The organism is Alcaligenes sp. NLF5-7 (assembly GCF_024266725.1).
GTDB lineage: Bacteria > Pseudomonadota > Gammaproteobacteria > Burkholderiales > Burkholderiaceae_B > Alcaligenes > Alcaligenes phenolicus.
Genome location: NZ_CP100755.1, coordinates 1,540,400 through 1,564,464 on the forward strand (window position 1 = coordinate 1,540,400; position 24,065 = coordinate 1,564,464).

The following is a 24,065-nucleotide window of genomic DNA, read 5'->3' on the forward strand; positions in this document are numbered from 1 at the left end:
TTTCTATCCCAGAATCAATAACTGGAGGAAACAGAAATGGATAAGAACAGCTTTACCGAACCCCCGCTCAAAGGCATCAAAGTCCTGGAGCTGGGTTCCTTGATTGCCGGCCCCTATGCCGGCAGCCTGCTGGCCCAATTCGGGGCCGATGTCATCAAGATCGAACCGCCCGGCAAGGGCGACCCGCTGCGCCGCTGGCGGCAGTTGCACAAGGACACCTCCCTGTGGTGGCGCGTACAAAGTCGCAACAAGCGCTCCATTGCGCTGGATCTGCGCCAGCCCGAGGGCCAGGAAATTGCCCGTGAACTGGCCTTGCAAAGCGACATCGTCATTGAAAATTTCCGCCCCGGCGTGCTGGAACGCTGGGGCCTGGGCTGGGAAACGCTGCACGCACTGAACCCACGCCTGATCATGGTGCGCGTCTCCGGTTATGGACAGGACGGCCCCTATCACCGTCGCCCCGGCTTTGCCGCCATCGCGGAATGTATGGGTGGCCTGCGTTATGGCACCGGCTATCCGGATAGGCCCCCTGTACGAGCCGGTGTCAGCCTGGGCGATACGCTGGCTTCGCTGTACGGCACGATTGGCGCGCTGCTGGCCATGCACCATCTACGTCAGGAAGGCGGGCAGGGGCAGATGATTGATGTGGCCTTGTATGAATCTGTCTTTGCCATCATGGAAAGCCTGATTCCAGACTATCAACTGAACGGTCATCAGCGCGAACGTACCGGGGCCAGCCTGCCCGGCATCGCCCCCTCCAACACCTATCCCACCGGCGACGGCAAATGGGTAGTGATTGCCGCCAATAGTGACGCCATTTTCATCCGTCTGATGCAGGCCATGAACCGTCCTGATCTGGCCAGCGATCCGCACCTGTCCGACAACGCCGGACGGGTGGAACACAGCGCCATGCTGGACCAGACGATTGGCGACTGGACAGGGGCCCGCAGCCTGGAAGAGGTGTTGAGCGTGCTGGATCAGGCTGAAGTCCCCAGCGGCAGCATCTACACCGCCGCCGACATTCTTGATGACCCGCATTACCAGGCCCGCGGCATGCTGGAGAAACACACCTTGGAGGACGGCCAGGAACTGACCATACCCGGCATCGTCCCCAAGCTAAGCCGCAGTCCCGGTGCCACCCAATGGTTGGGGCCGGAGTTGGGTGAACACACAGACAGCATCCTGCAAGAACTGGGCATGAGCCCGGAGCGCCGCCAAGCTCTGCGTGAACAAGGAATCGTGGAATGAGTACCGTTTTATTAACTGATGTCACCTTGCGTGACGGCCTGCAAATTGTGCCACGCTGGGTGCCTACGCCGGACAAGCTGCGTATCGCGCAAGCACTGCCTCGATGCGGCGTGCGCAAGATAGAGCTGACGTCCTTTACCTCGCCCAAAGCCATCCCATCCCTGGCGGATGCCGACGAGCTGGCTAGCCTGACCGCGCGCGCGCCCCAAGTCTGCTACACCGCCCTGGTTCCCAATCTGCGCGGTGCACAGCGTGCTTTAGCGGCCAATATGGACGAGCTGAACTTTGTATTTTCGGCCTCTGAAGCGCATAACCTGGCCAATCTGCGCATGAACATTGCGCAATCACTGGCCCAGCTGGAGCAAGTGCTGGAAGCGGCGGGCAAAACGCCAGTCAACGTGTCCCTGTCCACCGCTTTTGGCTGCCCCTTTTCCGGCGCCGTCGCCCCCGCGCACGTGATTGCACTGATGCAACAAGTGCAACGCATGGGAGCCAGCTCCGTCAGCCTGTGCGATACCACCGGCATGGGCTCGCCCGCCGATGTGGAACGTCTGACCCAGGCTGCCTTGAGCTTGTATGGTGAACAAGGCGTCACCGCCCATTTCCATGACACCCGCGGGCTGGCCCTGGCCAATGCCTGGGCCGCGTATCGCGAAGGAGGGCGTCGGTTTGACGCAGCCTTGGCCGGTTTGGGCGGTTGCCCTTACGCCCCCGGTGCCAGCGGCAATGCCAGCCTGGAAGATCTGGCCCATATGTTCCAAATCAGCGGTGTGGAAACAGGCTTGAGTCTGGAAGCGCTCCAGCCCTTGGCCGAAGAAATCGCAGCCCTGACGCAAGAGCCCGTTCAAAGTCGCCTGCACAAAGCAGGACCAGCCTACGCCTTGAAGGTGTGCCAACCATGAGCACGGCCCGCACCCTTTTTCAAAAGCTCTGGGATGCACATCGCGTTGCGACGGTAGACGATGAGCATGATCTGATCTACATAGACCGCCAGTTGTTGTACGAAGTCACCAGTCCGCAAGCCTTCGAGAGTTTGCGCTTGGCCGGACGCCAAGTGCGTCGCCCGGAAACTGCGCTGACCACGGTGGACCACAACGTGCCCACGCACCGCCGCAATCAGCGTCTGGAAGACCCGTTGGCGCAGGCACAGATCGACCAGATGGAGATCAATAGCCGGGAGTTTGGCCTGCGCTACTTTGGCCTGGATGACGAGCGCCAGGGCATCATCCACGTGATCGGACCCGAGCAGGGCATGACCTTGCCCGGCTCCAGCATCGTGGCAGGAGATTCCCATACCAGCACGCATGGTGCGTTTGCGGCCTTGGCCTTTGGCATTGGCACCTCCGAAGTGGAGCATGTTCTGGCCACGCAATGCTTGGCCGCAAAACGCATGCGCAGCCTGCAGGTCGATGTGCAAGGTGAATTGCCTGCCACCAGCACCGCCAAGGATCTGGTCCTGCACATCATTGCCCGCATGGGTGCGGATGGAGGACGGGACTGTGCCATCGAATTTACCGGCCCCGCCATCCGTGCCTTGTCCATGGAAGGGCGCATGACCTTGTGCAATATGGCGATCGAAGCGGGGGCCCGTATTGGTCTGGTCGCTGTGGACGACAAGACCCTGGACTATGTGCGCGGCCGCCCCTTGGCACCAAAAGGAGAGGCATGGGACAAGGCAGAGCAGTACTGGCGCACGCTGATCAGCGATGAAGGCTGCCAATACGATCAGCATTTGCTGATCGACGCCACGCAGGTTGCCCCCACAGTCACTTGGGGCACATCGCCCGATATGGCGGCGGCCATCGACCAGCTTGTACCTGATCCATTAGCCGCTGCCACGGGCAAACAAGCTGATGCCCAACGCGCCTTGAACTATATGGCTTTGCAGGCCGGGCAGCCGTTGGCAGGCATCACCATAGACCGGGTGTTCATCGGTTCCTGTACCAATGCGCGTATTGAGGACCTGCGCAGCGCCGCTGCCATGGTCAAAGGCAAACGCGTAGCCAGCACAGTGCTGCAAGCTTTGGTCGTACCCGGCTCGGGTCTGGTACGCCGTCAGGCCGAGCAGGAAGGCCTGGACCAGATATTCACGCAAGCCGGCTTTGAATGGCGCGAGCCGGGCTGCTCCATGTGCCTGGGCATGAACGAAGACCGCCTGAACCCGGGCGAGCGCTGCGCCTCCACTTCCAACCGCAATTTCGAAGGCCGGCAGGGCGCCTTGGGACGTACACACCTGATGAGCCCCGCCATGGCTGCTGCCGCTGCAATTGCGGGCCATCTTGTCGATATCCGTAACTGGGACGCCGCATGAACACACCTTTTACTTCCGTGCGCTCGCGCCTGATTGCGCTGGACCGTGCCAATGTAGACACCGACGCTATCTTGCCCAAGCAGTACATGACATCCTTGTCGCGCACTGGCTTTGGACAATATGCCTTCGACAACTGGCGGTACGCGGACATTGGCTACCCCGGCAAACCACTGGACGAGCGTGAACCCATCAACAGTTTCTGCCTGCATCAGCCGCACGCCCAGGGAGCCCGGATTCTGCTCGGACGCGAGAACTTCGGCTGCGGGTCCAGCCGCGAACACGCAGTTTGGGCACTGAAGGATTTGGGTATTTCGGTGCTGATCGCCACTTCATTTGCAGACATCTTTCGCAATAACTGCTTTAAAAACGGTCTGTTGCCATTACAACTCAACACCGACCAGGTAGATGCCCTGTTTGTCACCGCCACCAATCATCCCTGGGCTGAATGGATGGTCGATCTGGAGGCGGGCATGTTGATCGGCCCCGATCAGCGCATTCACTTCCAGATAGAACCGGAACGCCGACGCCGTTTGCTGCTAGCGCTGGATGACGTCAGCGTGACGGAGCAAAAGATGGAAACTATTCGGGCTTACGAACAGCAGCGCAAGAAGCAGGAGCCTTGGCTATTTAATTGAACGGAGCAGATGGCTGCAAAGGAGGGCTTTTGCAGGGCCTGTTCATATGTGCGCGCAGGCCCTGTTTGTTTATTGTTTTGACGTCCAAGGCTGCGAGTTGCTCGGCCAGGCTCGCCAGGAACCTTTGACCTGCTGTGGCCCGTTTTCCTAGACCCCAGCCGCCGCCCGCATCTTGCGTTGTGAAGCCGGTGCCAAACCTTCCGCTTCCCGGTACTTCGCCACCGTACGGCGCGCCAAAGTCAGGCCCTGAGCCTGCAAGAGATCGGTAATCTGCTGATCCGACAAAGGCTTGGCTGGCGACTCGTCACGAATCATCTGTGCGATCTGTGCCCGTACCGAAGCCGCCGACAGATCAGCCTTGCCATCAGCACTGGCCAAGGCCACGGTAAAGAACTGTTTAAGCTCCATCACCCCATGCGGTGTTTGCATGTACTTTTGCCGCGTTGCACGAGAAATCGTGGACTCGTGCAAATCCAGCTCGGCTGCCAGATCGGCCAATTGCATGGGTTTGAGCGCCGACACACCTTGCGTGAAGAAGTCCTGCTGCATCTGCACAATCGCTTGAGCCACCCGCAAAATCGTCACGAAACGGCTGTTAACGCTGCGCAGCAAGCCGGTCGCTTTTTGGCGCTCTGCCAGCAAGGCAGGGTGCGCTTCAATTTCGTAATCGTGCAGATTCACCAATTGCAGGCGTGGCACAGCCAGGGGATTCAAGGCCGCCTGCCAATTGTCCTTGCCGCGAATCAACAGCACATCGGGTACCACATAAGCCGAGACGTCCTGCGTCCAGGCCCGCCCCGGCTTGGGGTCCAGCTTCAAGACCAGATGATGGGCGCGCTCGACCAGCTCGGCCGAATAGCGGCCGGCACAGCGCTGACGCAACTGACTGGGAGAGGCCAGAATTCCGACATGCTCGCGCACCAGATAGCGGGCGCAGTCGAGCAAGGCAGGTTCCAATTGCTGAGCCTGTTGCATCAGTTGCAAGTCCAGGCACTCGGCCAGATCCCGCGCACCGACACCGGCCGGGTCCAGAGACTGCACCTGGGCCAGCGCACAGCGCAAGTCACTTTCATCAATATCCAGCTCGTCGGGCAGGCAGTCCAGCACCTCTTCCAGCGAGACGGGCAGGTAGCCGTTATCGTCCAGCTCATCGATCAATAACTGGGCCAAAGCGCGGTCACGGTCGCTCAAACGCAACAGTCCCAGCTGCTCGCTTAAATAAGCAGCCAGGTCCTGGGCAATGGCCGATTCGGGAGTCCAGTCAGGGTCGTCCGAATCTCCCTGATGTTTGGGAAACTCAAGGCTCGCCCACGAGGATTCCGCCTCGCCCGAAGCGGCTTCGGGCAATGGCTCGGCGGCGACATCCGTCTGCACGTCCAGACGTTCCAGCAAGGGGTTATCCAGCAAAGCTTGAGCCAACTCCTGCTCCAGCTCGGCCCCCGATAGCTGCAACACTTTAATAGACTGTTGCAATTGCGGCGTCAAAACCAGCGTTTGCTGCTGGCGTAAATCTAGTGACTGACGCGTAAGCATAGGTACAATCGTTTCCATGAAAACTGACAACGCCCAGACACCCACCGCCAACGATAGTCAGGCTCTGCGCAGCACACTGTTCAAGCTGTGCGCCACGGCCACTATTATCTGCACCGTAGTCACTATCGTGGTCGCCATTATCTGGTGGGACCTGCTCAACCGTCTTATCAGCTTTGGGCGTGGCCTGGATTACTCCGGCCTGCAGGCCTTGAGCATTCAAAACCTGGCGCTGATCAAGCAGTACAACCCGTTTTTCTGGTGGACGGTAGTGGGCGTCATAACCCTCATTATTGCCTATCTTTTGTATGGCTTCGTACAAGGGGTCATGCGACGCAACCAGCAACGCATTATCGACGAGTCCACGGTGGCTCAACTGGCCCGATCGCTCAGCCGTCCGGCCCGTGAAGTGATTTTGTGGTGCTGGCCCGACCAGCGCAGCCCGTTGACTGTGGGCGATTTACAACGAGCCCATAGCGAGTTGCGCTCCGGACGTTTTAGCAAAATCGAACTGGCCGAGCAGCAAAGCCGCCTGCTGCAAGCCGACTACGAACGTCACGAGCCACAAGCCTAAAGCTTGCCTTCCTGTTTTTTTTGTGTTTGACTAACGGTCATGACTCACGCACGCCAATTCTCCTACGCCTGCCAAGGTTTCAGCCCCGCCGCTGAAGCAGCCTTGTCGCGTTCCGTGCGTGAAGGCCGTTCTTCGGCCCCTGCCTCCAGCCTATCCCAGCTGCTACTACTAGCGTCCGGTTGCCGGGCCTAGTGTCCCGTGGCAGTTCGGCAGCCAATACTCAGCCACATCTACGTCATTTGTGCCGCCACCGGCCTACGTAAATGCTGCAATCGCTGGTGACGGCAAGAAGTAATCAACACTTTTTGTCCGACAGGTATCCCCATGGCAATGCTGAAAAACCCCTCTCAAAAGTATCGTCCTTTTGTCGCCTTTGATCGCGACTTCGCTGAACGCACCTGGCCTTCCAAGCGCATTACCAAAGCGCCCATCTGGATGAGCACGGACTTGCGTGACGGCAATCAGTCCCTGATCGAGCCCATGAACGTGGCTCGCAAACTGCGCTTTTTCGAGCAACTCGTCAAAATCGGTTTCAAGGAAATCGAGGTCGGTTTCCCATCCGCATCGCAGACCGACTTCGATTTCGTTCGCAAGCTGATCGACGAAAACCGCATTCCTGAAGATGTCACCATCATCGTCCTGACGCAGTCGCGCGAAGACCTGATCAAGCGCACGGCTGAAGCGGCTGCCGGTGCCAAACGCGCCATCATTCACTTGTACAACGCTTGTGCCCCCGCCTTTCGCAAGATTGTTTTCAACTTGAGCAAGGACGAGATCAAGGAAATTGCCTTGACCGGTACACGCTTGGTCAAGAACGAAGTGGCCAAGTATCCGCAAACCCAATGGGGTTACGAATACTCGCCCGAAGTGTTCAGCACTACCGAGCCCGAATTTGCTCTGGAGGTGTGCAACGCCGTCGTGAAAGCCTGGGGTCCAGCCGCCGACGAACGTGTCATCCTGAACTTGCCCGCTACGATTGAGGCCACCACGCCCAATATGTACGCCGACCAGATCGAATGGATGCACAACAATCTGGAACAGCGCAACAACGTCACCTTGAGCGTGCACCCGCACAACGACCGTGGCACTGCGGTCGCTGCCGCTGAACTGGCTGTGATGGCTGGCGCGGACCGTATCGAAGGCTGCTTGTTCGGTAGCGGCGAGCGCACCGGCAACGTTTGCCTGGTGACCTTGGCCCTGAACTTGTACACCCAGGGCGTGGACCCTGAACTGGACTTCTCGGACATCGACGAAGTGCGTCGCACCGCCGAGTACTGCAACCAGTTGCCCGTGCACCCACGCCACCCTTACGCAGGCGACCTGGTCTTTACCGCGTTCTCCGGCTCCCACCAGGACGCCATCAAGAAAGGTTTGGCTCAACAAAAAGCCGACGAAATCTGGGAAGTCCCTTACCTGCCTATCGACCCGGCCGATCTGGGCCGCAGCTACGATGCGGTGATCCGCGTCAACAGCCAGTCGGGCAAGGGCGGTGTGTCCTACTTGCTGGAACAAGAGCACGGTCTGGTCTTGCCACGCCGCATGCAAATCGAATTCAGCCGCGCCATTCAGCGCGTCACCGACTCTTCCGGCAAGGAAGTGACGCCTGCAGATGTGTACGGCATTTTCGAATCTGAATACCTGAACTGCAAGAAGCACTACAAGCTGCTCAAGCACAACATCATCAGCCAGCCTCACGCTGACAGCGGCCAACAATTCACGATTGAAGTGGATGTGGAGCACGACGGCCAGGTTCGCACCTTGAAGGGCTCGGGCGAAGGCGCGATCTCTGCCTTTGTGAATGCCTTGGATCTGTCTATCAAGATCATGGACTACAACGAGCACGCCATCGGTTCCGGTGCTGAAACCCGCGCTGCCGCTTACGTGGAAATGCGTATCGGCGACAGCCCATCGGGCTTTGGTGTGGGCATCCACGCCGACATCGTGACTTCCTCCTTCCTGGCGATCTTGAGTGCGGTTAACCGCCACACCATCGCCCAGCAAGAAGCTGAAGCCACCACGGCTTAATACCGTCTTCATGTCGCGACTTGGGTGGTGATCCCACCCAAGCGCCCGCCCGGTTCACCATAACCGCGCCTGACCCGCTTTCGCAGCCCGGCTTATCGTCGCTCTGCCCGCAACCCGCCCACAAGGCGGGTTTTTCGTGGGCGGGCCATTAGATTGTGGCCCCCCGCCGTAGGTAAACCGGACTGGGCCAGGTCGGACTGGACCTGGTCAGTTTGAATAGCCCGGTTGGTTCGGCTGTTCGGCTGTTCGGCTGTTCGGCTGTTCGGCTGTTCGGCTGTTCGGCTGTTCGGCTGTTCGGCTGTTCGGCTGTTCGGCTGTTCGGCACCAGAGCGTAAAACCAATGCTCGTGGCACAGTACAAATGGCTGTGCCAATATGCCTCTAAACGGCCAATCTCACCACACGGAGCTTGCCCCCTGTTTAGCCGCAATCCACTTGAAGACGGCTGAAGTCTTTGGCGCGCAGCTTGTCCTCTTCAATAAAGGCCATCAAGCGGGCACCATCTTGCCAGCACCAGTTCAAATCATCATGGGACTGCAAGGTCAGCAGTGAACGCCATGGCGACTGACTGGGATACTCGTCCTGCGTCGGCGTAGGGTCATAGCCCAAACTGTCCCAAGAGGGACGACCCAGCAGATAGTCGCGCGGCAAGTCGCCGCTTTCTTCCAGCTCCTCAAACCAGTCATACAGCTCGTCCATATCCACTGGCCAATCCTTGCGCAGCTCTTCATGGCGAGGAATATCAATGCAGTTTTCGAACAGCACTTCCCGACTTGCTGTACCCCAGTCATGAGGGGCCTGAAGCTCGTGAAAATCAGTGGTGTCCGGCCAGTAAAAAGCCTTCAGATAGTCCTCATCGCGCCAGAAAATGACGTCTTCCTGATCCATACCGTAAAACAGCGACAGCAGCCCGCTCGTGGGCAAGTCCGCTGGGCGATCCGGTCCTTCCGGCAGCTCCGCAAAATTGATCTGGCCGACAAATAAATATTCACCGTCCGGATGCTCGGGCCAAGTAAAGCCTGGAGGAACCATAGGTTGACCACCAAAGCGGCTTTGCAAAGGCTGACCCTGGCCTTGCCCCAAACGGATGGCAACCGCCGGTTGTGCCAGGTCCAGGAAATACTGTTTATGCTCTTGCAGCACAGGTGAGGCATCAAGGTACTTTTCTAGCGTGTTCAGATCCATGGCGCTGGGAAGGAAGAAGTTGAAGATGGTGCAGGCAAGGATAAGAGTGTCACAGCACACACGGCAACCCTTGCCGAAGAATCAGAAAGAAAAAAAACCGGCCCAAGAGCCGGTTTTCGTTTGCCTTGCCGCAGATCAGTACGTGACCGCCAAACCCGGCAAATCCACAGTAACTTGCATGGAGCCCACCGCTTGCAAGCAATGGCGTGCAAATTCCTGGGCGCGCTCATCGTCTTGCGACAGCAGCGTGTAACCCAGGGCATCGGCCACGCCCATAATCTTGTCCAGCAACAGCACTTTGCCGCTGGCCCGCAGGGGTTCACAGCCAAGCTCTTGCCAGGTGCGATCAAACCAGTCACGCGATTGCTTGCCGCTGTCCGCGTCAATGGTTTGTATAGGAGTGACCAGCTCTATGTGCTGGCGAGGACTAAAGATCACAAGCACCATAGCGCTCATAGACGATCTCCGAAAAAAAATAGATCAACTTTGGAGCTTAAGCAAAGAAGGCCTGCCAAATTGTCGGCAGGCCGACATTCCAGGAACTACCAGGAGCTATCAGCCGGTTCCCACATCACCGGCACGCCAGTGTTATTCGCCTGGCGCAACATATCCAGCAAAGGATAGGCGCGTTGGCTGAAACTCACAGCCTGTGAAATCGGGTGTTCCTTTTCATCGTCTTCGTCCTCGTGGGGCGAATGCTTGTTTTCCCGGTCCTGCCCGATCGCTCGCTCAATATTGCCAATAGCTTCGGACAGTTGCTCTGCCGTGAACACGCCACGCTCGGGCAAACCATCAGGATAGGAACGCCCCGCGGCCCGGAGAATAGGCATGGCATGCTCAGAGAACATCAGAACATCGGCGGCGGCTTTGCTTTTAAAGACGACTAGCATACGGTTTCTCCTTATGGATCTTTGTGTTTCCGATTCGACTTTCAGGATACACACCCCTGCAAGATAGCAGGATTTTCCCCGTCTTGGAGAGTCCTTCATGCCTGCCGCGTTTCTGCCATGGTTAATCTTGCTCTTGACCACCTTGCCGTCCCTGGTCTGGTCACAAAGCTCGCTTGAATGTCCATTGCCTCCATCTTCCACCCGCTGCGCACCAGCGGCCGCCTTGGGAGAACAGGCCGAGCCCGCAACGGATATGGGTTTGCTCAATCCCGTGGATTTGCTCAGCGGACAAAAATACCAAAGTGATACAGACCTGCCGCTAAGCCAGGCCTGGCCTTTGCTGCAATTACAGCGTCATTGGAATGGGCAGGGGCAAAACCCCACACCGACACTTGGGCAAACTGGCTGGGCCTTGAATTACGACCTGCAATTGCGGCAGCAAGGCCATGCCTTGTTCATGCCGGATGGAAGACAAACGCGCTTGTACCCACCTGCACAGCGGCAAAGTTCGGGCTGGTTCTGGCAAGGGCCGAATGGTTTGATTCTGCGGTTTGATGAGCAGGGCTGGTTAATCCATGTGCGTATATCTACTCAGCAGTGGCTGGATATAGAACGTTTTGCAGGTACGCATCCACAGGCGTATGCGGTTAACACTGTGCGTAATCATTTGGGCCAAGCGCTGGTGTTTGACTGGGAAAGCCAAGCGCAAAAGACGGTGTTGCTACCAGGGCTGGAACAGAGCAAAGAACCAGGACAAAACCAAACTCAAATTCAGGTTTCAGGACAGGTTCTATCCCAAACTAAAACCAGTTCCCTGACCCATGTCACAAGGGCGGTAAGGGCAGCGGGAACGGCCGCAGTAGCAGCAGCGACGACGGAGGCAACTACGGCTACGGCTACGGCTACGGCTACGGCTACGGCTACGGCTACGGCTACGGCTACGGCTACGGCTACGGCTATCAATATTAAAACCCCGGCCGGGCCGTTTCGCTTGCTTCTGGAACAGCAGGATCAACAAATCTGGCTGGCCAGCGTCAGCCGTCCGGACGGCATGCAACGCCTCTATCATCCAGCCCCCGCAGCTTGGTCGCACCGTTTGGGTGGCAGCAGCCTGCAAGCACCGGGGCAAGCCCCTCAGCCAGTCCAACAATGGGAGTACGACGCCCAAGGCCGAGTCAATAGGTTGATCTCCCACGCCTTCAAGCAAGACTGGACGGCACGCTATGAGCCGGGTCTGAGCGAATGGTCCATAGGTACGGAGCGACATCGCTTCCATTACCGAGACCATCAAGGCCTGCAGCGGCTACAAAAACTGGAAAGCCGCTTGTGTAGGGACTGTCCGGCCCACAGCACGGAATGGCAATATGACCCACAAGGGCGCTGGTTGCAGGCCGGACCTTGGACAGCGCAACGCCGGGCAAATGGAACGCTCTCTCGACTGGAGAAAAGGCAGGGCGGCTGGGGAGCATTACGTTTGGAGCTGAATGAAAAAGGGCGCTTGCAAAGTTGGGCAACCAGCCAGCATGGAAGCGAAACACGGCGCTGGAACCCGAATGGCAAACTGACGCACCTCGAATATGCCGAAGGAGGCGCGCTCCAAATTCAGTACGACCAACAGGGACGCCTGAGCAGTCTTGAACATCAACAAGGTCAGGACACTGAACGCAGTGAGCTGGACTGGCTCGGGCCTGGCGCGCTGCGCATTCTTCATCCAACAGAAACGCAATGGCTCAAATTGCGGGCCGGTTTACTACAAGAGCGCCGCTTGGAACGCCGCCATAGTCCCGGCCAACGCTGGACCGAGCGCTTTGAGTACGACGAGCAGCGCAAGCTGACGCGGCACACCCTGCCGGAAGGTGGCCAGCTACGCTATCACTGGGACAAAAACGGACGATTGCTGTCTCTGGAGTGGATCAAGCAAACCGGGCAAAGCCAGACCGTGATCCACGCACAAGAGGTGGGCTATGCCTGGGGCAATGGCCTTCAACTGATCAGCCATGCGAACAGTACCGGGCAAGCGGTGGATTTGATGCTTTTGCAGCCGGATGGCAAACCTGCCTGGACACAAGCCCGCCGTCTGGATGCCCAAGGCAGGGTGCTGGAGGATCGTCATGAATACCCGCTGCTACAGCAAACCCGTCATTGGCTATTGCACTACGACGCCCAAAGCCGGCTCATCGCTTTCCGCCAGGACCAGACAGAACCCGAACAGTGGCTGGCCTGGAGCCACAACGGTGGCCTTGCTGCACGCCACCCGAAGCCAGCCGCCTCCATTCAGCGTTCTTCCTCCGGCACGGCGAAAGCCGTCGGAAACCTGAATCTGGACTACGGCCCCAACCGTCGCTTGAAGCGTGTGCAAACAGCAAGCTCCACACTGGTCGAATACCGGCACGATGCCTTTGGCCAACGCATCTGGCGCCAGCAAGGCAATCAGGAGCGTGCCTTCTTCTTTCACGGCCAGCAATTAATGGCTGAGCTGGATTTACCAGCTACACCCGGCCAGCTCATCTCCCGGCGCTATCTGTATGCCGGGCTAACACCAATAGGCATGATTGTTTATCAGCCAGACGGACAAGGGCAGCTGTATTACCTGCATAGTGATTTGATGGGAGCTGTGCGGCTGATTAGCGATCAGCAAACCCAGCCGGTTTGGGCTGCCGACCTGAACCCTTTAGGACAGGCCGAACCTTTGCTTGAAACCCTGGAATTCAATCTACGTCTGCCGGGGCAGTACGCGGAATCGGCTACCGGCTGGCACGACAATCTCTTGCGTACCTATCTACCCGATCACGGACAGTATCTGGAAGCGGACCCGTTGGGGCCCTGGCCACAAACCCAGGCCGTGGGTTACGCACAGCAACAGCCTTTGCGTCATATTGATCCCACCGGCCTGCTCCTGTTCGCCTTTGATGGCACACGACAGGCTCCTATTACCAATAGCAATGTGTGGAAACTGTCGCAGTTGTATCAGGATGGGGCGGTGCATTATGCCGCAGGGCCGGGTGATCCAGTCACCCTGAACTGGGATGCACTGACTGCTTGGCGAGCAGGGCAGATTCTGGAGTCGCAATGGAACAATTTTCTGAATCGCATGCAGGAACAAGGCCCGGCTCCTAGCGCTGTACCCGTGGACTTGCTGGGTTTCTCTCGGGGAGCGGCACTGGCACGAGACTTTTCCAATCGAATTCTGGACCACGTGCAGCAGGGCTGGTTTGTGCTGAATGATCCGCAGCGCGGCGCCATCCGTGCCTGCATCACGCCCCGTTTTTTAGGGCTGTTCGACACCGTGGCCCAGTTCGGGCTGGGAGGCGGCAGCAACTCCCAATACCGCCTGGGCGTGTCTGACGCCTGGAGCTGGGTTGCTCATGCCGTCGCCATGCATGAACACCGCGCCTACTTCCCTTTAAGCGCCCTGGCAGAGGCCATGAATACCGTGGAAATGCCTTTTATCGGCGCGCACAGCCAAATTGGCGGCGGTGTGCTGCCTGATGAAGACGAAGAAACCATCAGCGATCTGGATAAGGTAGCGCTGGCCTGGATGCATTGGCAGGCCAGGGCGACGGGTCTGACGCTGGCGGAACTGGCGCACACAGACCTTAGCGTCCTTCACCCTGTATTACTGGACATGCGCCTGCCTGGGCTGCGACTGACTAAAGGCAGTTTGCGGGGTGTGGACTATCACGGAGCGGGTCGAAACCTGATGTATCAGGACCTGCATCCACGTCTGGGGCAGGCTACCCAACAATCCATTGAAACCGTGATCAAACGCCATAACAGCTGGCGCATCCGTCCCGGAAATCAAGTGGGTTGGGTAGACATGGATGCTTACGATACGTGGTTACATAACCACCTGGGATGGGAGCGACAGGCTTCTTGAAAAGAATTTGGCGTCAAATCACGCTATCATGTGGGGCTATCCGGCGGGCCAATGTCGCGCCTTCCATCTGGGGCGTGTTCCACACGCCGCAGTTGTCTTTCTACCAATCCAGACCTTTCCTATGCTTGCTGAGCAACAATCTCAATTAATCGCCTGCCTCCAGGCTGCCGTCCGTGCCATCTTGCCCCAGGCTGAACCCAACATCACGCTGGAGCGCCCCAAAGTGGCTGCGCACGGTGATGCTGCCTGCAATATTGCCATGCAACTGGCCAAACCAGCCGGTCGCAACCCGCGCGAGCTGGCTCAGCAAATCGTCGATACCCTCCTGGCTGATCCGAACGCCGCCGCTTTGCTGGCAGGCGCGGAAATTGCCGGTCCGGGCTTTATCAACTTTCGTCTGTCCACCGCCACGCACCAGGCCGTCCTGAAGACCATTGCCGAGCAAGGCGATCGCTTCGGTCACCTTGCTCCTACTCAGGAAAAGCTGATGGTGGAGTTCGTGTCGGCCAACCCGACCGGCCCCTTGCACGTGGGCCACGCCCGCCAAGCCGCGCTGGGCGACTCGCTGTGCCGCGTATTCAGCTCCCAAGGCTACGACGTAACCCGCGAGTTCTACTACAACGACGCCGGTAACCAGATCGACAACCTGACCACCAGCGTGCATGCCCGTGCCCGTGGCATCGAGCCCGACAGCGAGCAATTCCCTGCTGACGGCTACAAAGGCGACTACATCCTGGACATCGCCCGCGACTACCTGGCCGGCGCAACCGTTCAGGCTGCCGATGGTGCTTCCGTCACCGCCAGTGGTGATCTGGACAATCTGGAAGACATTCGCCGCTTTGCCGTGGCCTATCTGCGCCGCGAGCAGGATCTGGACTTGCAAGCCTTCGGCCTGAAGTTCGACAACTTTTACCTGGAAAGCTCGCTGTATACCTCCGGCAAGGTTGAAAAAACCGTGCAGGCCCTGATCGACGCCGGTCACACCTATGAGCTGGACGGCGCGCTGTGGCTGCGCACCACGGAACTGGGCACAGGCGACGACAAAGACCGCGTAATGCGCAAATCCGAAGGCGGTTACACCTACTTCGTGCCGGACGTGGCCTACCACGTGGCCAAGTGGGAACGCGGTTTCCACCACGCCATCAATATTCAAGGCTCCGACCACCACGGCACCATTGCCCGTGTACGCGCTGGCCTGCAAGGTCTGGGTCTGGGTATCCCCAAGGAATTCCCGGCCTACATCCTGCACAAGATGGTCAAAGTCATGCGCAATGGCCAGGAAGTGAAAATTTCCAAGCGCGCAGGCAGCTACGTCACCTTGCGTGACCTGATCGAATGGGTAGGCCAGGACGCCGTGCGCTTCTTCCTGATCCAGCGCCGTGCCGACTCCGAATTTGTATTCGATATCGATCTGGCCCTGTCCAAGAGCGAAGAAAACCCGGTTTACTACATCCAGTACGCCCATGCCCGTATCAACTCCGTGTTGAACCAGTCGGCAGAACTGCTGGATCAGGTTCCTCAGGCCGACATCACGCCTTTGACCGCCCCCACCGAAATCGCCCTGCTGCAACGCCTGTCCGAATACCCCAATGTGCTGGCCCAATCCGCTCGCGAATTGGCTCCTCACCACATTGCCTTCTGGCTGCGCGACTGCGCGGCGGACTTCCACTCCTGGTACAACGCCGAGCGCGTGTCGGTAGACGACACCACCTTGCGTCTGGCCCGTCTGCGTCTGGCCCAGGCCTGCGCCCAAGTCATTCGCAATGGTCTGAACCTGCTGGGTGTGTCCGCACCCGAACGTATGTAAACCCATAGGCAGATATGGCAAGAGCACGTAAAAAATCCAGTAGTTCCGGCGGTACGTATACCGGCATTCTGATTGGCCTGATTCTGGGTCTGGGCGCGGCGGTCGCCGTTGCCCTGTTTGTCACCAAAGTGCCCATGCCCTTTGTGGACAAGGCCAGCCGGGACAAACCTACCGTTGCCTTGCCTGAAGGGCGAGACTTGCTGGACCCGAACCGGGACCTGTATGGCAGCTCCAGTGGACAAACTCCTCCGCCGGGCGACACCATTCCCGGTTTGACCTTGCCCCCCGTGAATTTGCCCAGCATCCCGTCCAAGCCTGCTGCACCGGACGCCTTGGGTGATCTGATCGCCACCTTGCCCGCCATGGGTACGGAACCAGCTCGCCAGCCAGAGACCCGCAATACCGCTCCTGCGGTAACGCCTCCGGCCACAACGCCTGCCGCTCCAAGCACCCCGGCACCGGCCACCAGCAAACCCGCCACACCAGCTCCGGCTGCGCCCCCGGCGGCGACCAAGCCAGCCACCACCTCCACCCCCTACTACCTGCAAGCAGGCGCATTTCGCAACAATGCGGACGCCGAAGCCATGAAGGCCCGCTTGTTGATGCTAGGCTTTGACGCTTCAGTGCAAAGTGCACAGGTCAATGGCAGCACGGTGAACCGGGTACGCATGGGCCCCTTCAAGGGCATAGACGAAATGAACCGGGCACGCAGCCGTCTGGCCGAGGAAAAAATTGATACTTCGGTGGTCCGGCCCTAAGCAATTTGTGCCAAAGGCAGCCCCAAGGTGAACTTTTCCGCCATTGCACAGGTCATAGACCTCATCTTCCCCATTAAGGAAATTGATTCATGAAGCTGAACGCATTGTTTGTACGATCCCTGGTCGGTGCCAGTCTCTTGGCTGGGGCGACCTTGTTGCCCGCCACCAGCGCGCTGGCTCAACAAGCCGACCAAGGCTACGTTACCCTGCCTGCGGCTCAGCCCTCGGACAGCGTCGGTAAAACCGAAGTGCTGGAGTTCTTCTCCTACAGCTGCCCACACTGCGCCATCCTGGAACCCAAGGTCGAAGCCTGGTCCAAAACCCTGCCAGACAACGTCGTACTGCGCCGTGTGCCTGTTGCCTTCAATGCCGGCATGACTGATCTGCAAAAGCTGTACTACACCCTGGAAGCCATGGACCGTCTGGACCTGCATCCCAAGGTGTTTGAAGCCATCCACCAGAAACGTGAGCGCATTTTTGATGCCAAGACCATCACGGCCTGGGCAGCCGCACAAGGCGTAGACAAGGCTCGCTTCGAGCAGACCTTCAACTCCTTTGGTGTGCAGACCAAGGCCAATAAAGCCAACGAACTGTCCAACACCTACCAGATCCAGGGCACACCTAGCCTGGCCGTGGGCGGCAAGTTTGTGACTTCACCTGCACTGGCCAATGGTTACGACGAAAGCATCACCAAAGCTCAAGAGCTGGTGAAGATGGTCACTAATCGCTAATTAGCGATCTGGCAGAGCCATACCGCCAAGGGCCCTCAAGACTGGATTCGTTCCGGTTTTGAGGGCCCTTGGCGTTTCCGCTTGCGGTTCCCAGGCATAAACCTCAACCTCGCCCGATCAAGCGCGTAGTCGTCTCCAGAGCATCGCCAGAACACCGCTCAACAAGGCCAGGATCGCCGCCGTTAACACAGCAGCCAGCAAACCACTTTGCGCAATCATCGCTCCACCCAGAATCGCCCCAAAACCGGTTCCCGCATTGGCTGCCGCCACATTCAAGGTTCCTGCCAGGGCTTCAGCCTGCGGCGCAGTCTGCATGACTCGTACCTGACACACCGGAAACAGCGCGGTATACGCTAGCCCCCACAAGGCCAAGGCAGGTACCCAAAGATACAAGGACGAAGCCCCCATCACCGCGAGACTCATCGCCACGCCCAACAAGACGACAAACAAAGCCGTACTGCGCAAGGCACTCCGATCCACCAGACGTCCGCCCCAGTAATTGCCCACCAGCCCTATCGCGCCAAAGCCCATCAAGCACCAACCCACCCAAGCGGCAGGCACCTGCATGACACGCTCCAGCACCTCGGCCAGATAGGTATAGGCGGTAAACATGGCGGTAAAGACCAATACCGACAAGGCAATATGTGCCATGACTCGGCTATCGCGCAGCAAGCGGGCTTGTTCAGCCAAACGCACGCGTGCCGTTCCCGGTACTGCTGGCATCCACGCGGCCAGTAACAAGGCCATCAACAAGGACAAGGCCGCCAACATCCAGAACGCTCCCCGCCAGCCCATTGTGTCAGCGGCCAGCGTTCCTAAAGGAATGCCAAACAGCAGGGCGGCTGAAATGCCCAAATACACTTTGGAGACGGCTCGCCCCGCGGCTTCCGGTCCCGCCAGACGGCCCGCTGTTTCACTGGCCATGCCCCAGAATACGGGCAAGGCCATGGCTGGCAAAAACCGCGCCAAAGCCAGAACCCAGATATTGGGGGCCACAGCGGCCAAAGCGTTCGCTGCCGCAAAGAGCAGCAAGATACTGATAAACAAGGGTTTGCGCGCCACATGCGCCAACAGGGCCGTCAGGGGCGGCCCAAACAGCATCACGGTAAAGCCAAACAGGGTCAGCAACTGCCCTGCCAGGGAGATTGAGATTCCCAAATCTCGGGACAAGGCGGGCAACAGGCCAACAATCAAATATTCGGTGGTGACAATAACAAAGGCGGCTGCAGCCAGAATCACGACTGCCAAGGCACTGCCTGCATGGGCAGGCCGGCTTGAGTGGACCAGGGTAGACATCTTCAACTTCCAGCAATCAAGGAAACCCCAGTCTATTCAAGACTATAGATCCTATCTCTGGTAAATTTTCCTCCTATTAATGACAAATATTCCAGAATAGATTCGCCATGATCCCATCCGAACGACTGAAAGGCATCGCCGCTTTTGTCGCCAGCGTTGATGCCGGCAGTTTTACCGCCGCCGGGCAGGCGCTGAACTTGAGCGGTTCAGCCATCAGCAAAAGCGTGGCTCGTCTGGAAGAGCGCCTGGGTGCACGCCTGCTGGAGCGTAGTACCCGGCGCTTGGCGCTGACCGATGCCGGTACGGCGTTCTATCACAGTTGCGTACGCGTTCTGTCTGAACTGGAACAGGCCGAGCAATCCTTGGCCTCTCGTCATGAGGCCCCGCTAGGCAAGCTGCGTATTGATGCCCCGGCCACATTCGGGCGCTTGAAGGTATGGCCCTTGTTGCTGCAGCTCCGACAGCAATACCCGCGTCTGGACATGCACCTGTCCTTGTCAGACCGCTTTGTGGATGTTGTGGAAGAAGGCATCGATCTGGCCGTGCGCATTGGTGGTCCGGCACCGGACTCACCCCACCTGGGCTATCAGCATCTAGGCCGCGAGCGCCTGATTTTCTGCGCCTCACCCACTTATTTGAACCGTGCAGGGGTCCCCTCAGCCTTAGCCGACCTGCAGCACCACGAAAAGGTTCTATATGGTCGGGCCGATGGCAGTACCGGCCCCTGGCGCATCCTGCATGACAACGGCCTGACAGAACGACAGGAACAAAGAGGGGGGTTGGTCGTAGGCAATGCCGAGGCCCAGATCATGGCTGTATTGGCACACGGCGGCATCGCTCAGCTAGCCACCTGGCTGGTGCAGGAGCATTTGGATAACGGTGAATTGATCGCCGTGCTGCCGCAACTCGATACCGAGGGGCTACCGCTGAGTCTGATCTGGCCCATAGGCCGACAGCTGCTGCCCAAAGTCAGTGCAAGCCTGGCTCATTTAAGCCAGGGTTTGTGCATTGCCTGACTAGTCAGTTAAAGCGTTAAACCTGCGCCGCCGTCTCAAAAGCCTGCGTCAGGTCAGCGCACAAGTCTTTGGTCGATTCCAAACCGATATGCAGGCGCACCAGACTGTCCTGGCTGTCCTGCCAGTAGCTATGACCACTTAGAAACGCCGTATCCACCAACTGCACCAGGCTTTCAAAACCACCCCAGGAAAAGCCGATACCAAACAGGGTCAGGGCATCTACGAATGCGCGTGCCTGCGCATTGTTCAGTCGTAGCTGCACCGACAACATGCCGTTAGAGCCGGTGCAGTCACGTTGCCACAAGGCATGGCCAGGATCTTGTGGCCAAGCGGGATGATAGATACGGGTAACTTCAGGGCGACTATCCAGAAATTGGCACACGGCCAGCGCATTGGCGGCGCTTTCACGCATACGAATAGGCAGGGTACGCACACCGCGCAAGGCCAACCAGGCGTCATCGGCACTGATGGAAAAACCCAGCGCATAGTGGTTGTCGTGCAAGCGTTTGTTGATTGCTGGATCTGCAGACATGACAGCACCCAACATCAAGTCGGAGTGGCCTGCCACATACTTGGTCCCAGCCACGATAGACACGTCAAAACCCAATTCCAAGGGACGGTAGATATAGCCCGAGCCCCAGGTGTTGTCAGTAACCAGCAGCAAATCGTGCTTGCGACCAAACTCCGCCAAGGCGGGCATATCCAGCATTTGCATCAACAAGGAGCCGGGTGACTCCACGTACACCATGCGGGTATTGTCCTGCAGATGACGGGCCATTTCCTCGGGGGTCGGTGCACAGAACGTGGCCTGTATGCCCATCCGGCGCAACACGGTCTTTTCCAGATAACGCACCGGACCATAAGCACTGTCAGCAATCAGCACGTGATCGCCAGAATCCAGCAGTGCCAGCAAACCCAAGGTAATCGCTGCCATGCCGGACGGTGCCAGCAAAGCCTGGGTGGCAGATTCCAGCTGACAGAACACCTGCTCCAGTGCAGCGTGGGTATCCATGCCCGAGCGCCCGTAGGTAACCGAGCGTTTTTCAGGATCTGCCTTGTCCGCCTGGGCTCGATCCAAAGCGTCCAGATTGCGAAAGCGCACCGTACTGGTGCGCATGATGGGCACGGCCACCGGCGCCGCATCGGTATGCGGATCGAACGGGGCCAGACCCGTATGTTGCAAGGCGGTGTCCAGGGCGAGATCAGAGCTCATAGTGTTGGCAGGCGGTAGCAAGAAAAGCTCTACGCTACCACAGGCCAGCGGGCCCGGTCGCCTCTGCCAACAGTCGCTATATTGCCCCTTCTTATTAAGAGGCGCCCCAGTGTTTAAATGCGCTGGAAACGGTAAACCCCATCCTCGCCCATCTCACGACGCAAACGATCATCAAAATACAAGGCGTGCAGGTGAGCAATGGCCTCGCCCATGGCAAAGGTCATCTGATGCGAGTCCAGCTTGCGATGAAAGAGCACAGGCAGAATATCGGCGGCGGTACAGGGCTGGGCACAGGCTTCCAACACTTCTTCCAGACGCTCGGCGTGATGTTCCTGCTGCTGACGAATGCGCTCGTGCATGCCACGGAAAGGCTTGCCATGCGAAGGCAACACCAAAGTATCCGGGGCCAGATCCTGATAGGACAGCAGGGAGTTCAGGTACAAAGGCAAGGGATTCGCAAAGGGCTCGGTATCGAACACGCTGATATTGGTGGAGATACGCGGCAAAAGCATGTCACCGGAGATCAGCACCTTCAGTTCTTCACAATACAGGGACATATGCTCGGGAGCATGGCCGTAGCCCACGATCAAACGCCAGGGGCGACCGGCAATCACCACACGCTGACCATCCATCAAGCGCACAAAACGCTCGGGCACCGAAGGCACCATCGAAGGGTAGTAATCCCCACGGCTGCGAATCTGTTCACGGGCTTTCTCATCTTGCAGGCCGTGACGGACAAAATGCGCTTCTGCCGCCACACCATTCGGGCCACCGGCCTCCGCGCCAGTCTGGCGTCCACCTGTCCCCGACCACAGCCTGGCGGTCGCGTAGTCCGTCATGCTGATCCACAAAGGTGCATTCCAGCGCTGGCACAACCAGTCCGCCAAACCGACATGATCCGGGTGCATGTGAGTAACGATCACGCGCAGCACGGGCAAGCCTTCCAGCTCGCTCTGGAAGACCTGTTCCCACAGTTCGCGCACTTCGGGACGGGCGACGCCACAATCCACAATGGTCCAGCCCTCGCGCCCCTCGATTTGGTCGCGCAATAGCCACAAATTGATGTGATCCAGCGCAAAAGGCAAAGGCATACGCAGCCAACGCACCCCCGGCGCGACTTCCAGGCTGCCACCCGCTGGGGGCAGGGTATCTGCCCAGGGATAATTCAATTTTTGTTCGTTAGGATTCATGCTCGCTCCAATGAATGGCTCTTGTAGGGCGTAAGGGCTGTCCATACTAAAAGGCCCTAGTTCCCTCTCTAGCTCTATGGCATGATAGTTTACGTTTACGTAAATCACACTAAAAATGACAACGACAACCTGGACAATATCGGATCTGGCGCACGAGTTTGGCATCACGCCTCGTACCCTGCGCTTCTATGAAGACCAAGGGATCTTGAGCCCGCTGCGCCAAGGTACACAGCGCATTTATCAGCCCCGCGATCGTGCCCGCCTGAAGCTGGCTCTGCGTGGCAAGCGCCTGGGGCTGCAGTTATCGGAGATTCTGCGGCTGATCAATATGTATGAATCCCCGATGGACACGGCCTCCCAGCTTAAGCACTATCAGGAAGTCCTGAACGAGCACCGCCTGCGCCTGGAGCGTCAGCGGCAGGACCTGGATCAGACCTTGCAGGAGATTCAGGACCAGCTCGACATCTGTCACACCATGAGCGAACAGTTGAAGTTGGAGTCCCGATAAGGGAAAACCCATATATATGACGTTTACGTAAACGTAATATAAATACAATTCCACAACCCATTTATTTCCACGGAGTGTCTCATGAGCCTGCCCGGCCTGAATTTCGATCTTGGCTCCGACCTGGACATGCTGCGCGACGCTGTCGCCGACTTCTCCCAGGCCGAAATTGCCCCCTTAGCGGCTCAACTGGATCACGATGACCAGTTCCCCATGCACTTGTGGAAGAAGTTCGGTGAGATGGGTTTGCTGGGCATGACCGTTAGCGAAGAATACGGTGGTGCGAACCTGGGCTATCTGGCTCACATGATCGCGATGGAAGAAATCTCCCGTGCCAGCGCCTCGGTGGCCCTGTCCTACGGCGCGCACTCCAACCTCTGTGTGAACCAGATCAACCGCAACGGTACAGAAGCCCAGAAGCAGAAATACCTGCCCAAACTGATCAGCGGCGAGCATATCGGTGCTCTGGCCATGAGTGAGCCCGGTGCCGGTTCGGACGTGGTCAGCATGAAGCTGCGCGCCGAAAAGAAGGGCGATCGCTACGTGCTCAATGGCTCCAAAATGTGGATTACCAACGGCCCGGACGCTGACACCCTGGTGGTGTACGCCAAGACGGACCTGCAAGCCGGCGCACGCGGCATTACCGCCTTCCTGATCGAAAAGAATTTTGCCGGTTTCTCCGTTGCCCAAAAGCTGGACAAGCTGGGTATGCGCGGCAGCCACACAGGCGAGCTGGTGTTCCAGGATTGTGAAGTCCCTGAAGAAAACGTGCTGGGCCAACTCAATGGTGGCGTCAAAGTGCTGATGTCCGGCCTGGACTACGAACGCGCCGTGCTGGCCGGTGGTCCGCTGGGCATCATGCAAGCCGTCATGGACGTGGTGATTCCTTACATCCACGACCGCAAGCAGTTCGGCCAGGCCATTGGCGAATTCCAGCTGATTCAAGGCAAGGTGGCCGATATGTACACCACCCTGCAAGCCAGCCGCGCCCTGTGCTATGCCGTGGGCAAGAATCTGGACCGTCTGGGTGCAGGCCATGTACGTTCTGTGCGTAAAGACTGCGCAGCCGCCATCCTGTACAGCGCTGAAAAAGCCACCTGGATGGCTGGTGAAGGTATCCAGATTCTGGGCGGCAACGGCTACATCAACGAATTCCCCACAGGCCGCCTGTGGCGCGATGCCAAGTTGTACGAGATCGGCGCGGGCACCAGTGAAATCCGCCGCATGCTGATCGGCCGCGAATTGTTCGCCGAAACCGCCTAAAAAGGCAAAGGC

General features: G+C 58.3%; 21 protein-coding genes. 14 read left to right on the plus strand and 7 right to left on the minus strand.

The annotated features are described in order from the left end of the window. The first annotated feature begins 36 nt into the window (after window positions 1-36). From MID00_RS07255 to leuD, 4 genes are read left to right on the plus strand one after another with little or no spacing between them, the layout of a single operon-like run. A complete protein-coding gene (locus MID00_RS07255; RefSeq protein ID WP_254500093.1) occupies window positions 37-1,248 on the plus strand; it encodes a CaiB/BaiF CoA-transferase family protein in 1,212 nt (403 codons plus the stop codon). Next, window positions 1,245-2,150, plus strand: coding sequence for a hydroxymethylglutaryl-CoA lyase (locus tag MID00_RS07260; protein WP_254500094.1), 906 nt, complete (start codon window positions 1,245-1,247; stop codon window positions 2,148-2,150). Before MID00_RS07255 ends, MID00_RS07260 begins: the two co-directional genes overlap by 4 nt. After that, window positions 2,147-3,559: a 3-isopropylmalate dehydratase large subunit gene (gene leuC, locus MID00_RS07265; protein ID WP_009460260.1), complete on the plus strand. Its 1,413-nt coding sequence runs from the start codon at window positions 2,147-2,149 to the stop codon at window positions 3,557-3,559. The genes MID00_RS07260 and leuC overlap by 4 nt, the downstream gene beginning before the upstream one ends. Beyond that, window positions 3,556-4,194 carry a 3-isopropylmalate dehydratase small subunit gene (leuD, locus tag MID00_RS07270; protein ID WP_250756455.1) on the plus strand — a complete coding sequence of 213 codons (639 nt, stop codon included), beginning with the start codon at window positions 3,556-3,558 and terminating at the stop codon, window positions 4,192-4,194. The genes leuC and leuD overlap by 4 nt, the downstream gene beginning before the upstream one ends. A 147-nt stretch (window positions 4,195-4,341) precedes the next feature. Here the strand turns inward: leuD and rpoN are convergent, their stop codons facing one another. Then, a complete protein-coding gene (rpoN, locus tag MID00_RS07275; protein ID WP_009460262.1) occupies window positions 4,342-5,727 on the minus strand; it encodes an RNA polymerase factor sigma-54 in 1,386 nt (461 codons plus the stop codon). Window positions 5,728-5,743: 16 nt separating this feature from the next. Between rpoN and MID00_RS07280 the strand changes: the two genes are divergently transcribed. From MID00_RS07280 to leuA, 3 genes are all read left to right on the plus strand, one after another. Then, window positions 5,744-6,298: a hypothetical protein gene (locus tag MID00_RS07280; RefSeq protein ID WP_009460264.1), complete on the plus strand. Its 555-nt coding sequence runs from the start codon at window positions 5,744-5,746 to the stop codon at window positions 6,296-6,298. Between the two features lie 39 nt (window positions 6,299-6,337). Continuing rightward, window positions 6,338-6,490, plus strand: a complete 153-nt coding sequence (locus MID00_RS07285; RefSeq protein WP_155624357.1) for a hypothetical protein — start codon at window positions 6,338-6,340, stop codon at window positions 6,488-6,490. Between the two features lie 138 nt (window positions 6,491-6,628). Continuing rightward, window positions 6,629-8,323 (plus strand): 2-isopropylmalate synthase, encoded by a 1,695-nt coding sequence (gene leuA, locus MID00_RS07290; protein WP_031232806.1) that lies wholly within the window; start codon window positions 6,629-6,631, stop codon window positions 8,321-8,323. Window positions 8,324-8,742: 419 nt separating this feature from the next. Here leuA and MID00_RS07295 read toward each other — a convergent pair whose 3' ends face one another. The 3 genes from MID00_RS07295 to MID00_RS07305 all read right to left on the minus strand — a co-directional run bounded on the left by MID00_RS07295 (window position 8,743) and on the right by MID00_RS07305 (window position 10,397). Further along, window positions 8,743-9,507 carry a YwqG family protein gene (locus MID00_RS07295; protein WP_254500095.1) on the minus strand — a complete coding sequence of 255 codons (765 nt, stop codon included), beginning with the start codon at window positions 9,505-9,507 and terminating at the stop codon, window positions 8,743-8,745. A 135-nt stretch (window positions 9,508-9,642) separates the two neighbouring features. Further along, window positions 9,643-9,963, minus strand: a complete 321-nt coding sequence (locus tag MID00_RS07300) for a hypothetical protein (protein WP_009463574.1) — start codon at window positions 9,961-9,963, stop codon at window positions 9,643-9,645. A gap of 86 nt (window positions 9,964-10,049) precedes the next feature. Continuing rightward, a complete protein-coding gene (locus MID00_RS07305; RefSeq protein ID WP_009463576.1) occupies window positions 10,050-10,397 on the minus strand; it encodes a DUF1840 domain-containing protein in 348 nt (115 codons plus the stop codon). A gap of 97 nt (window positions 10,398-10,494) precedes the next feature. Here MID00_RS07305 and MID00_RS07310 point away from each other — a divergent pair, with 97 nt between their 5' ends. From MID00_RS07310 to MID00_RS07325, 4 genes are all read left to right on the plus strand, one after another. After that, window positions 10,495-14,274, plus strand: coding sequence for a DUF2235 domain-containing protein (locus MID00_RS07310; protein ID WP_254500096.1), 3,780 nt, complete (start codon window positions 10,495-10,497; stop codon window positions 14,272-14,274). Between the two features lie 121 nt (window positions 14,275-14,395). Next, window positions 14,396-16,081: an arginine--tRNA ligase gene (argS, locus tag MID00_RS07315; RefSeq protein ID WP_009463578.1), complete on the plus strand. Its 1,686-nt coding sequence runs from the start codon at window positions 14,396-14,398 to the stop codon at window positions 16,079-16,081. 14 nt (window positions 16,082-16,095) lie between these two features. Next, window positions 16,096-16,839 carry an SPOR domain-containing protein gene (locus MID00_RS07320; RefSeq protein ID WP_021447119.1) on the plus strand — a complete coding sequence of 248 codons (744 nt, stop codon included), beginning with the start codon at window positions 16,096-16,098 and terminating at the stop codon, window positions 16,837-16,839. 89 nt (window positions 16,840-16,928) lie between these two features. Then, the gene (locus MID00_RS07325) at window positions 16,929-17,570 is read left to right on the plus strand and encodes a thiol:disulfide interchange protein DsbA/DsbL (RefSeq protein ID WP_009463582.1); all 642 of its coding nucleotides are present in this window, start codon (window positions 16,929-16,931) and stop codon (window positions 17,568-17,570) included. A gap of 117 nt (window positions 17,571-17,687) precedes the next feature. Here MID00_RS07325 and MID00_RS07330 read toward each other — a convergent pair whose 3' ends face one another. Next, complete coding sequence (locus MID00_RS07330) at window positions 17,688-18,866, minus strand: MFS transporter (RefSeq protein ID WP_250756447.1); 1,179 nt, start codon at window positions 18,864-18,866, stop codon at window positions 17,688-17,690. A 107-nt stretch (window positions 18,867-18,973) separates the two neighbouring features. Between MID00_RS07330 and MID00_RS07335 the strand changes: the two genes are divergently transcribed. Next, entirely contained in the window at window positions 18,974-19,882 is a 909-nt protein-coding gene (locus MID00_RS07335) for a LysR family transcriptional regulator (RefSeq protein ID WP_250756445.1), read from the plus strand. Between the two features lie 16 nt (window positions 19,883-19,898). On the opposite strand, the gene metC is transcribed toward MID00_RS07335, so the two are convergent. Then, window positions 19,899-21,095 (minus strand): cystathionine beta-lyase, encoded by a 1,197-nt coding sequence (gene metC, locus MID00_RS07340; RefSeq protein WP_254500097.1) that lies wholly within the window; start codon window positions 21,093-21,095, stop codon window positions 19,899-19,901. 113 nt (window positions 21,096-21,208) lie between these two features. Further along, on the minus strand, window positions 21,209-22,285 hold the full coding sequence (locus tag MID00_RS07345) for an MBL fold metallo-hydrolase (protein ID WP_035269270.1): 1,077 nt from the start codon (window positions 22,283-22,285) through the stop codon (window positions 21,209-21,211). A gap of 115 nt (window positions 22,286-22,400) precedes the next feature. Here MID00_RS07345 and MID00_RS07350 point away from each other — a divergent pair, with 115 nt between their 5' ends. Then, the gene (locus tag MID00_RS07350; protein WP_009463587.1) at window positions 22,401-22,793 is read left to right on the plus strand and encodes a MerR family DNA-binding transcriptional regulator; all 393 of its coding nucleotides are present in this window, start codon (window positions 22,401-22,403) and stop codon (window positions 22,791-22,793) included. A gap of 81 nt (window positions 22,794-22,874) precedes the next feature. Continuing rightward, window positions 22,875-24,053 carry an isovaleryl-CoA dehydrogenase gene (locus tag MID00_RS07355; RefSeq protein WP_254500098.1) on the plus strand — a complete coding sequence of 393 codons (1,179 nt, stop codon included), beginning with the start codon at window positions 22,875-22,877 and terminating at the stop codon, window positions 24,051-24,053. Window positions 24,054-24,065 lie beyond the last annotated feature (12 nt).